This window comes from Achromobacter maghribensis (assembly GCF_057334215.1).
In genome coordinates, this window is sequence record NZ_JBHFII010000004.1 from 102,184 (window position 1) to 113,195 (window position 11,012).

At 66.0% G+C, this 11,012-nt stretch carries 12 protein-coding genes; all 12 read right to left on the reverse strand.

Features of this window, described 5'->3' with window-relative positions; genetic code table 11:
* Window positions 1-3: 3 nt before the first annotated feature.
* Window positions 4-873 carry a branched-chain amino acid ABC transporter permease gene (locus ACE039_RS01230; protein ID WP_485821451.1) on the reverse strand — a complete coding sequence of 290 codons (870 nt, stop codon included), beginning with the start codon at window positions 871-873 and terminating at the stop codon, window positions 4-6.
* Between the two features lie 18 nt (window positions 874-891).
* Window positions 892-2,055, reverse strand: coding sequence for an ABC transporter substrate-binding protein (locus ACE039_RS01235; RefSeq protein ID WP_105556079.1), 1,164 nt, complete (start codon window positions 2,053-2,055; stop codon window positions 892-894).
* Window positions 2,056-2,104: 49 nt separating this feature from the next.
* On the reverse strand, window positions 2,105-2,953 hold the full coding sequence (locus tag ACE039_RS01240) for an alpha/beta fold hydrolase (RefSeq protein ID WP_485821452.1): 849 nt from the start codon (window positions 2,951-2,953) through the stop codon (window positions 2,105-2,107).
* Entirely contained in the window at window positions 2,950-3,330 is a 381-nt protein-coding gene (locus ACE039_RS01245; protein ID WP_485821453.1) for a hypothetical protein, read from the reverse strand. The genes ACE039_RS01240 and ACE039_RS01245 overlap by 4 nt, the downstream gene beginning before the upstream one ends.
* Window positions 3,331-3,457: 127 nt before the next feature.
* Window positions 3,458-4,129: a 3-oxoacid CoA-transferase subunit B gene (locus tag ACE039_RS01250; protein ID WP_448712027.1), complete on the reverse strand. Its 672-nt coding sequence runs from the start codon at window positions 4,127-4,129 to the stop codon at window positions 3,458-3,460.
* Window positions 4,119-4,811, reverse strand: a complete 693-nt coding sequence (locus ACE039_RS01255) for a 3-oxoacid CoA-transferase subunit A (RefSeq protein WP_485821454.1) — start codon at window positions 4,809-4,811, stop codon at window positions 4,119-4,121. The genes ACE039_RS01250 and ACE039_RS01255 overlap by 11 nt, the downstream gene beginning before the upstream one ends.
* A 37-nt stretch (window positions 4,812-4,848) precedes the next feature.
* A complete protein-coding gene (locus ACE039_RS01260; protein ID WP_485821487.1) occupies window positions 4,849-6,021 on the reverse strand; it encodes a thiolase in 1,173 nt (390 codons plus the stop codon).
* On the reverse strand, window positions 6,021-6,419 hold the full coding sequence (locus ACE039_RS01265) for a Zn-ribbon domain-containing OB-fold protein (protein ID WP_485821455.1): 399 nt from the start codon (window positions 6,417-6,419) through the stop codon (window positions 6,021-6,023). Before ACE039_RS01265 ends, ACE039_RS01260 begins: the two co-directional genes overlap by 1 nt.
* A gap of 55 nt (window positions 6,420-6,474) precedes the next feature.
* Entirely contained in the window at window positions 6,475-8,562 is a 2,088-nt protein-coding gene (locus ACE039_RS01270) for a 3-hydroxyacyl-CoA dehydrogenase NAD-binding domain-containing protein (RefSeq protein ID WP_485821456.1), read from the reverse strand.
* A 7-nt stretch (window positions 8,563-8,569) separates the two neighbouring features.
* On the reverse strand, window positions 8,570-8,782 hold the full coding sequence (locus tag ACE039_RS01275; RefSeq protein ID WP_105556072.1) for a biotin/lipoyl-containing protein: 213 nt from the start codon (window positions 8,780-8,782) through the stop codon (window positions 8,570-8,572).
* 89 nt (window positions 8,783-8,871) lie between these two features.
* On the reverse strand, window positions 8,872-10,236 hold the full coding sequence (locus ACE039_RS01280; RefSeq protein ID WP_485821457.1) for an acetyl-CoA carboxylase biotin carboxylase subunit: 1,365 nt from the start codon (window positions 10,234-10,236) through the stop codon (window positions 8,872-8,874).
* 20 nt (window positions 10,237-10,256) lie between these two features.
* The coding region (locus tag ACE039_RS01285; RefSeq protein ID WP_485821458.1) for a carboxyl transferase domain-containing protein at window positions 10,257-11,012 on the reverse strand (756 nt) is incomplete at its 5' end.

The window sequence follows — 11,012 nt, forward strand, 5'->3', positions numbered from 1 at the left end:
GGCTTATGCCTCCCCCCGGCCCAGCAGCCCGTTGGGCCGCACGACCAGCATCACGATCACGATGGCGAAAATCAGCATGTCCGCCGTGCTGCTGTCGAACAGCAGGCTGCCATAGCTTTCCGCCAGACCCAGCGCCAGGCCCGCGAAGGCGGCCCCGGGAATGCTGCCCAACCCGCCCAGGATCACCACGATGAACGCCTTGAGCAACGGCGTGGCGCCCACGAACGGCGACACCGAAAACAGCGGCGCCATCAGCGCGCCGGCCACCGCCGCTAGCCCCACCCCCAGGCCAAAACCCAGCGGGTAATAGATGCGCGAGCGAATCCCCTGGATGCCGGCGATTTCAAAGTCCTCGACCACGGCGCGCAGTGCGCGGCCCGGCCTTGAATGACGCAGGAAGCCATACAGCAAGGCCAGCGCCAGCAAGGCGAACACCACCACGTACACGCGCGACAAGGGCACGACGACCTTACCCATGCGGGCGGTGCCCTGCGCCACGGCGGGCATGGACAAGGGGTCCGGCCCGAAGAACATCAAGGCCAGGTTTTGCAGGATCATCGCCAGGCCGATGGTGGCGATCATGCCGTTCAGTTCATCCCGGCGAAACGGCTTCAGCACGCCCCATTCCAGCACCGCGCCGCCGGCCACCGCCAACGCAAAGGTCAGCGCCACGGCGGGCAGGAACGAAAAGCCCGCCTGGGTCGTCAGGTAATAGGCGCCAAAGGCGCCCAGCATGTAGAACTCGCCATGGGCGAAGTTCACCATCCGCATCACGCCGAACACCAGCGTGAAGCCCACCGCCATCAACAGATACAGCAGCCCCACAATCAAACCGTTGATCGTGGCCTGCGTCAGCAAAATGCTCCAATCCACGTGGCATCCCCCGCCGCGCTAGCGGCATCCCTCGACGGTGCAGCGCGCGCGGATCACCTCGCGGCCATCCTTGACCTCGGCCACGTAGAACGGCGCGTTCAACTGGTGGTTGATGCCGTACATGGCTTTGCCTGTCCAGCTAAGCTTGCCCAGGGATCCGTCAAAGCCCTCCAGCTTTTCCAGTTCGACGCGCACGCGGTCCGTGTCTTCCACCGTGCCGGCGCGGCGCATGGCTTCAAACAGCATGTTGGTGCCGTCATAAAAGGCGGGGCTGAAACCGTTCATGGCGTGCTTGTACTTGGCGGCGTAGCGTTCGGCGTAGGCCTTGGTGGCGGGCAAGTCTGGATCAATCGGCGTATGGACGAACATGCCCTCGGTAGCCGTCTTGCCGGCCACGTTGACGATTTCTTGGGTGGCGGGGCCGCCGGTGCGCACGATGCGTCCTTCGAACCCGAGTTCGCGCGCCTGCTTGACGATCAGGCCGGCCGTGGTGGGCGAATTGCCGTCCAGTTCGATGGCGTCGATGCCGCGCGCCATCATGCGCGTCAGCACGGGCACGAAGTCGACCCGATCGCGTTCGAAGAACTCCTTGACGGACAAGGCCGCGCCCGCCTTCTTGTATGCGGCTTCCAGGTCCAGCGCGATCTGCTGCCCGGTTTCGTCGTTGGGAAACAGCGCGCCCACTTTGCGCAGACCTTGCGACTTGACCAGCCAGTCGATCTGCGGCTGCGACACCTCGGCGGTCGTCACGTTCGGGCGGAAGGTAAAGGGCTTGTCCGCAGCCAGCGCCTTGGCGGTAAAGCCCAAGGTCATCACGATCACCTTGTTCTTTTCCGTCATGGGCTGGATCGCCAGCACAGGCGCCGATCCGACCGGGCCGATCACGTAGCGCACCTTGTCCTCGAACACCAGGCGGTTGGCCACGGTGACGGCTTCGTTAGCCTGGTACTTGTCGTCATAGGCCACCACCTGGACCCGGTACTTCTTGCCGCCGACGTCCAGCCCCCCCGCCTCGTTCACCTGATCCGCCGCAATCTCGGCGGCGTTCTTCATCCCCTGCCCCCAGGCGGCGCCCGCGCCGGACAGCGTGACCAGCGCGCCAAGCTTCAGCGTCTCTTGCGCCTGCACGGCGGGAACTGCGGCCAGGGCGAAGATGCCGGCCAGAATGATCGGATAACGCATGATGCCTCCTGTGGGTCGCGGGCAGTGCCTGCCCGTCGGTGATGCCGCGCTATAGGCCTGCGATGGCGTCCAGCACCGGCATGATGTAGCCGCGAAACTGCTGTGGGTTTTCGCTCATTGGGAAATGCCCCAACTCGCGCATGATGGTGACCTGCGCGCCGGGGATGCCGGCGGCAGTGCGCAACGTGTCTTCGGGCGTGCACGAAAAGTCGTATTCCCCCGTTAACAAAAACAGCGGACAACGGTCGGTGCGTATGCCGTCCAGCCGACCCCGCAAATCGCCGTCCACGCGGTAGAAATACAGGTCGCCGCGAAACACGCCGGGGCCGCCCTGCATGTATTGCCACAAGGTTTCGTGGCGATGGACTGCTGGCGACTGCGGCGCGACCAGCCCGGACACCAAGGCGGCGCAGACCTCGCCGCCATGGACGTCACCGCGATGCAGCCACGAGGTGTCGTACCAGGGCTGCTGGAAATCAGCCGCTTCCACGCCGATCAAGGCGCGAAAATGGTCGGCGTGCTGATGCGCCAGCTGCAACACGATGCGCCCGCCGATCGAGCAGCCGATCAGCGCGGGGCGATCCAGCGCCAGCGCCTGGCAGAACGCCATGACGGTTTCCACATAGCGTTCGGTGGACAAGCGGTATTCCTCGTCCTGCCAGCCGGGCGGCGGGTAGGACTTGCCGTGCCATGGCATGTCAAAGGCAATGACGCGATAGCGCGACGTGATGTCGGCATCGCACATCATGTGGCGGTACTGGCGGCTGTCGGCGCCCGCGGTATGCAGGCACACCAGTGGAATGCCCTCGCCCGCTTCTTCGAAGTAGACGCGGCAGGGCTTGCCGCCGATGTCGACGCTCAGGTAACGGCCAACGATAGGTTCAAGCACGGCGTTCATGCTTGCACCTCTCGGCCTGTGGCCAACAGGTCCTTGACGAACTGCAAGTGCGCCATCAAGGGTTGCAGGTTGCCTTCGATAGAAAGCTCGCCGCGCTTGCTCAACGCAAAGATGTCATGCCAGCCCGCGTCCGGCACGGCTTGCCAGAAGCGCGACCAGGCGGCGGCCGTTGCGCGCAGCGATACGTCGCAGGAAGGCAGCGGCGCGGCGGGCGCATCGGCGGTCATGACGCGACCGTCACGGATGCGAACAAGCAACGGCGCGTCGCCGACGCGCAGCAGCAGGTCCATGTCGACCAGGCGCGGCCGCGAGAACAACAGCGCACGGCTTCGGAATCGATGCGCAAGCTGCGCGTCCGACGCGTCTTGCGCTGGCATAGCGTGGTTTTCCATTGTCTCTTCCCGCCCATGTCGTTCTTATGTACAGAACGTATATTCTTTCTATAAGAACATTCTAAGTATCGAAAACTCCCCGTGTCAACAAGGGGAAAGTACGAGCCGAACGTTATTCCGGCGACAACACCCGCCAATCTTCCGCCAGCGTCAGCGGGCAATCCGTCAGGTCCTGCAAGGTGTCGAAGCGCAATCCCGCCACCATGGCGTTGACCCGCATGGCGTCGGGCAGCACGTCGATGATGGCCAGATCGGTATAGATGCGGTCGACCACGCCCGCGCCGGTCAGCGGGTAGGTGCATTCGCGCACGATCTTGGGCTGGCCGTCCTTGGTGACGTGGTCCATCGTGATGTAGACCTGGCGCGCGCCGGCCACCAGGTCCATCGCGCCACCCACCGCCGGAATCGTGCCCGGCGCGCCGGTGTCCCAGTTCGCCAGATCACCGCGCGCGGAGACCTGGAACGCGCCCAGCACCGTCAGATCCAGGTGGCCGCCGCGCATCATGGCGAACGACACCACGTGGTCGGTGATGGATGCGCCCGGCAATAGCGTCACCGGTTCCTTGCTGGCATTGATCAGGTCCAGGTCCAGCGGTGCATCAGGGTCGCCCGGCCCCATGCCCACGATGCCGTTTTCGGTGTGCAGGAGCACATCGCGGTCGGCCGGCAAAAAGGCCGACACCAGCGTCGGTATGCCGATGCCCAGGTTGACGGTGGCGCCATCCGGAATGTCCAGGGCGACAAGGCGGGCTATCTGCCGCCGACTCAGCTTTTCATAGGCCATGGTTGCCCTCTACCTTTACCACTCGCTTGACGAATATTCCCGGTGTCATGACGTGTTCGGGCGGGATGCCACCCAGTTCCACGATGCTGTCCACTTGCGCCACCGTGGTGGTCGCGGCCATGCACATCACCGGCGCGAAGTTGCGCCCGGCGTAGCGGTACACCAGATTTCCCCAGCGGTCCGCCGTGCGCGCCTTGACGAAAGCAAAGTCACCTTTCAGCGGGGCTTCCAGGACGTAGCCCACGCCGTCTATCACGCGGGTCTCCTTGCCTATCGCCAGCGGCGTGCCATAGGCGGTGGGCGTGAAGAACGGCCCCAGCCCCGCGCCAGCCGCGCGCATGCGCTCGGCCATCGTGCCCTGCGGCACGCATTCAAGCTCGATCTTGCCCGCGTGGTAGGCCTCGGCGAACGCGGCGGCGTTCGGCTTCTTGCGATCCGACGACCGCGCAAACGAGCAGATCATTTTGCGTACGCGCCCAGCTCGCACCAGTTGGCTCAGGCCGCGTTCGCCGTTGCCGGCGTTGTTGTTGACGATGGTCAGGTCGCGCGCGCCTTGCGCAAGCAGCGCGCAGACCAGATCGGTCGGCACGCCCGAGGCGCCAAAGCCGCCGATCAGGATCACCGCGCCGTCTTGCACGTCGGCCACCGCGGCGGCCAGCGTATCGACTGTTTTGTCCAGCATGGAAGTCCCTTTTGTAAGGATGGGCAGTCGCCGCGCGTCAGCGCGTGGACGGGCCGCCCAGGATCGCGGTGGACTGGCTGGACAAGGTGCCGCCGTTGCCATGCACCAGGGCGATTTCGGCGCCCGGCACTTGGCGTTCGCCCGCCTGCGCCCGCAATTGACGTACGGCTTCAATGACCAGGAAGATGCCGTACATGCCGGGATGCACGCACGACAGCCCGCCACCGTTCGTGTTCACCGGCAGACGGCCTCCGGGCGCAATGCCGCCGCCCTGCACAAAGGCGCCACCTTCGCCCTTTTTGCAAAAGCCCAGGTCTTCCAGGAACAGCAGCGTGTTGATCGTGAAGGCGTCATAAAGCTCAGCCACGTCCACGTCCGCCACGTTCAGGCCGGCCATGACCAGCGCGCGCTTGCCCGATTCGGCCGCCGCCGTCACGGTCAGGTCTTCCATGGACGATATCTGGCGGTTCCACACCGCCGTGGCGCTGCCCAACACGTACACGGGGGGTTGCCGCAGCTGGCGGGCGCGGTCGGCGCGCACCATCACGTAGGCGCCACCACCGTCGCTGACCAGGCAGCAATCGCGCACCGTCAATGGATCCGAGACGGGGCGTGACCGAAGCACGTCGTCGACGGACAGGGGGTCGCGCATCGCGGCCTCGGGATTCAGCGCCGCCCACGCGCGGGCCGCGACGGCCACTTCGGCCAACTGCTCCCGGTTCGTGCCGTATTGATGCATATGACGGGCGGCGGCCAGTGCGTAGGACGTGACCGGCTGTAGCGGCGAATACGGATGTTCGAAAGGCTGCGGGTCCAGCAGTGTCCGCGCCTTGACGCCTTCCTTGCGGCCGAACGTGGCGGTCTTCTGCGTGCTGCCATAGCAGACCAGCACTGCATTGCATTGCCCCGACGCCAGCGCCATCACCGAGGGCAGCAGATGCGAGACAAAACTGGACCCGCCCAGCATCGTGGCTTCGATATAGCGCGGCCGCACGCCCAGGTATTCGGCAACGGGCATGCTCCACATCGTGGCCGACGAACTGCACGTGGCCAGCCCATCGATATCCCGCATCGTCAGCCCCGCATCGGCGACTGCCCGTGACGCAGCCTGTGCCAGCACTTCCATCTCGGTGTAGCCGTGCGCCTCCCCCAGCCCGGCATGCCCTACCCCGACAATGGCGACCCGCCCGCGCAGTGAATCCAGCGTCATCATGCAGCCTCCACGGGCTCGAACACCACCAGCGGCTGGGCCGCGTCCAGCAACACCCGCGCCTTGACCGGCATGCCGATCCGCAGCCGCTCCAGCGGCACGCCGTCCACCCGGCTCATCATGCGCGCGCCCTCGTCCAGATCGATCAGCGCCACGTTGTAGTCGCCGCCCGCTTCCGGCTTGCGCCGCACGATGCTGAAGGAATAGACCGTGCCGGTGCCGGCGGGGTCCATCCACTCCAGGTCCATCGCACCGCAATGCATGCATAGGGTGCGGGGAAAGAACTGATGCCGCTCGCATGCCGCGCAACGTTGAATCCGAAAGCGCCCTTCGGCCAACGCGGCAAAGTACTGTTCCTGCGGCCCCCGCGACGGGGCTTCGGCTTGTTCCGTGTGCATTGCTGTCTCCTTCTATTTATTCTGCGTCGCCGCGCCCGATGCGCCGGCCGCTGATTTACAAGTCCGCAAAGCGCTTGCCCTGCGCCACCAGCCGTTCCAACAACGGTGCCGGCTGCCAGAGTTCGCCGTGTTGGTCGTGAAAGCCCCGAATCGTGGCCAGCACATTCGGCAACCCTTGCTGGTCTGCATAGAACAGCGGCCCCCCCCGATGCGCCGGAAAGCCGTAGCCGTTGACGTAGATGACGTCGATGTCGGACGCGCGGCGCGCGATGCCCTCTTCCAGGATGCGGGCGCCTTCGTTGACCAGCGCGTACATCGTGCGCTGCACGATTTCCTCGTCCGTGATGTCGCGTCGCGCGATGCCGTCCTGGCGCGCGCATGCCTCGATCAACGTCAGTACCTGCGGGTCTTCCAGCGGTTCACGGCTGCCTGGTGCGTAGCGATAAAAGCCGCTGCCCGTCTTCTGTCCAAAGTGCCCTTGTTCGCACAGGCTGTCGGCCACGCGCGAATAGCGCAGGTGCGCGGGCCGCGTCGACGCCGTGCGCTTGCGAAATGCCCAGCTGATGTCCAGGCCCGCCATGTCCGCCATGCGCAGCGGCCCCATGGCCAGCCCGAAGCGCTGCAAGGCGCCGTCCACCTGCGACGGCGACGCGCCTTCTTCCAACAGGAAATGCGCCTCGCGCGTGTACGGGCTGACCATGCGATTGCCGACAAACCCGTCGCATACGCCCACCAGCACCGGCAGCTTGCCCATGCGCCGCGCCAGCCGGAACACCGTGGCCACCACGTCTCCGTCGGTCTGCCGACCCTTGACCACTTCCAGCAATCGCATGACGTTGGCCGGGCTGAAGAAGTGCATGCCCAGCACCTGCGCCGGCCGGCGGGTGAAACCGGCTATCGCGTCGATATCCAGGCGCGACGTGTTCGACGCCAGGATGGCCTGCGGCTTGCACACCGCGTCCAGTGCGGTGAAGATCTGACGCTTGACGTCCATGTCCTCGAACGCGGCCTCGATCACCAGATCGGCGTTGCGCAGGTCGTCCATCACCAGCGACGGGCGTATGCGCGCCTGGCGTTCGTGCACCTGCGCCGCCGTCAACTTGCCCTTGGCCGCCGTCGCGGCGTAGTTCTTGCGGATCGCCGACCAGCCGCGTTCCAGTGCCTGCGCATCGCGCTCGACCAGCACGACGTCAAGCCCGGCGTTCGCCAGACTCATCGCGATGCCGCCGCCCATCGTGCCCGCGCCGACCACGCCCACCGTGTTGATGGCGGCCGTCGCCGTCCAGTCCTTCGGCAATTTGACGGCGGCGCGTTCGGCAAAGAACACGTGACGCTGCGCCTTGGACTGGCTGCCGTTGACCAATTCCAGAAAGCGCTCGCGCTCAACCGCCAAGCCGTCTTCAAGCGTGCCGTGGGTGGCGGCCTCCACGCAGGCGATGCAGGCCCACGGCGCTACGCAGCCCCGGTAATGGCGGGCGGCCTGTTCGCGGGCACGCTCGTACACGCCCGGATCGGACAGCGCCGGTACCTGGCGCGCGCCGACATTGCGACCGGCCAACGGCGCATCCGAGGCAGCCAGTGCAACCGCGGCGGCACGGTGGACCAGATCATCGGCAAACACGGCATCAAGCAGGCCCCAGTCCAGCGCCTTCGCCGTATCGATCGCATCGCCTTGCGCAATCATCGTCAGCGCTCGTTCCACGCCCACCAGCCGGGGCAGCCGCTGCGTCCCACCCGCGCCGGGCAGCACGCCCAGCTTCACTTCGGGCAGGCCCAACGACGCGCCCTCCCGCGCCACGCGAAAGTGACACCCCAGCGCCAGTTCCAGCCCACCACCCAGTGCCGCGCCATGGATCGCGGCGACCACGGGCTTGGACGCGCCTTCAATCAACGCAATCAAAGACCGCAATGTCGGTTCGCGCGTCGACATCGGAGTATTGAATTCGCGGATATCTGCGCCGCAGCAAAAGAAGTCCCCGTCACCCGCCAAGACCAGCGCGCGTACATGCGGGTCCGCCAGTGCGTCGCTGATCGCGTCGTGCAGCTCCGCCCGCAACGCCGCGCTCAGGCTGTTGACCGGCGGATTGCGCAATCGCAACAACGCAACCTGGCCGGCTTCCGTCCGTTCCGTATGGATCAGCATGGCGGCGTTACTCCAGTTCAACCACGACCTGGCCTTCGTCCACTTCGTCCCCTTCGCCCACCAGCACGCGCGCCACGATCCCCGCGCGTTCGGCTTCGACGGGGATTTCCATCTTCATCGACTCCACCTTGATCACGCTATCGCCGGCGTCCACGCGCTGCCCTGGGCGCACGCTGACGGCAACCACTCGGCCCACCACGGGCGTTTCTACTTTGAACATTGTTGTCTCCTTGTCTGTTTCGGTTCGGACATGCTGCTATCGCTGCCAGACCCGCCTGGCTCGCTTGCCTGCCTGCCTGCTTGCCTGCTTCACGCCGCCTGTGCCGCCGCGCGCGGCGCATCCAGAATGCGGCTCACCATGCCGGTGGACACCTGGCCCGCACCAAAGCCCGGGTCGTCCAGTACCTGCAAAATGAAGGGAATGTTGGTCTTGACGCCGTCCACATGAAACTGCGCCAGCGCCTGCCTCAATAACCTCAAGGCCTGGTCGCGCGTGGCGGCATGCGCGATCACCTTGGCCAACATCGGGTCGTAATGACTAGACACGCGGCAGCCCTGTGCGTAGCCCGTCTCCACGCGCACGCCGGGCAGCTCGGGCGGGGTAAAGCCTCGCAGCACGCCGGGCGACGGCAGGAAGCGCACAGGATCTTCCGCGTAGACGCGCGCCTCCAGCGCATGCCCTTGCAAGGGCGGCACCCGCGCCAACACGTTGTCCATGCGCTCGCCCGCCGCCAGCTTCAGTTGCGCGGCCACGATGTCGACGCCCGTAACCGCTTCCGTCACGGCGTGTTCGACTTGCAGGCGGGTATTGATTTCCAGGAACGAAAAGCCGGACTCGGGCGTGTACAGCATTTCGACGGTGCCGATCACGTCGTATCCCAGTGTCGACAGCATGCCTTCCAGCTTCGCGGCCATGTCGGCCACCGCGCCTCGATCCAGCCCTGGCGCGGGCGCTTCTTCCAGTACCTTCTGGTGCCGACGCTGCGTAGAACAGTCGCGCTCGTACAGGCAGCGCACCTGCCCATGGCGGTCCGCCAGGAACTGGAATTCAACATGGCGCGGGTTGACCAGCAGCTTTTCCAGATACAGGTCCGATCCGCCAAAGCTGCGTTCCGCGATTTGCCGTGCCCGCGCCCATTCGGGTTCCACATCCTGCGGGCCGTGCAGGGGAATCATGCCGATGCCGCCACCGCCCGACGCCGGTTTGATCAACACCGGGTAGCCCAGGTCCTGGGCCGCATGGCGCACCGCATCAAGGTCGGCGCCCAGTACGGCACTGCTGGCCGCCATCGGCATGCCCAACGCCCGCATCGCATCTCGCGCCCGCGTCTTGTGCCCCAGCATTCGGATCCAGCGCGGCGACGGGCCCACGAAGATCATGCCGGCCGATTCCACGGCCGCGGCAAAGTCCGCGTTTTCGGATAGGAACCCATAACCGGGATGCAGTGCATCGGCGCCCGTCTCGCGCGCCACGCGCAGCAGCGTGTCGCGGTTCAAGTAACTTTGCACGGCCGGCGCCGGACCAATCGGAACCGCCACATCGGCTTCACGCAGATAAGGAAGATCGCGGTCCGCCTCGGAATAGACGGCGACCGATTCCAGGCCCAGCGCGCGCAGCGCGCGGATGACGCGCCAGGCGACGGCGCCCCGGTTGGCGACGATGACTCGCTTCATGTTGCGCTCCAGACCCGGTGTCATGGCCGATACCCGAACGCGCGCGGACCGGGTTCACGCAAGGGCGCGACCACTTCCACGAACTCTTCCAGCACCTGCCGCGTGCTGGCCGGATCGATAATGTCTTCCACCACGAAAGCTTCGGCGCTGCGGAACGGCGAGGTCAGCCCGCGCACGCGCGCTTCGATCTCACGCATCTTGGCCTCGGGATCCGAGGCAGCTTCGATCTCGGCCTTGTAGGCCACTTCCAGGCCACCTTCCACCGGCAATGATCCCCACTGGGCCGACGGCCAGGCGTAGCGGAAATTGAAGCGGCCCGCGCTCTGGTGGCCACCGCCCGCCACGCCGAACGCCTTGCGCACGATGATCGAGCACCAGGGCACGGTGGATTGCGCCACCGCCGTCAGGGCGCGCACGCCGTAGCGCATGGCGCCGGCCTTCTCGGCGTTCAGGCCGATCTGGAAACCCGGCACGTCCACCAGATTCACGACCGGCAGGTGGAAGGTCTCGGCCAGGTCGAGCAGGCGCGTGAATTTTTCGGCCGCCGGGCCGTCCCAGCCGCCGCCGTAGTGATAGGGGTCGCTGGCGAACACCGCCACCGGCCAGCCGTCGATCCGGGCCAGGCCCGTGATCACCGCCCTGCCCCAGCGCTTGCCGATCTCCATGAACGATCCCTCGTCCATCAAGGCCGACACGATGGGCCGCATCTTGTAGACCGCGCGCGGGTCGGCGGGGATCGCGCCGCGCAGCCAATCCTGGTCGGGGGGGGGGGGGGG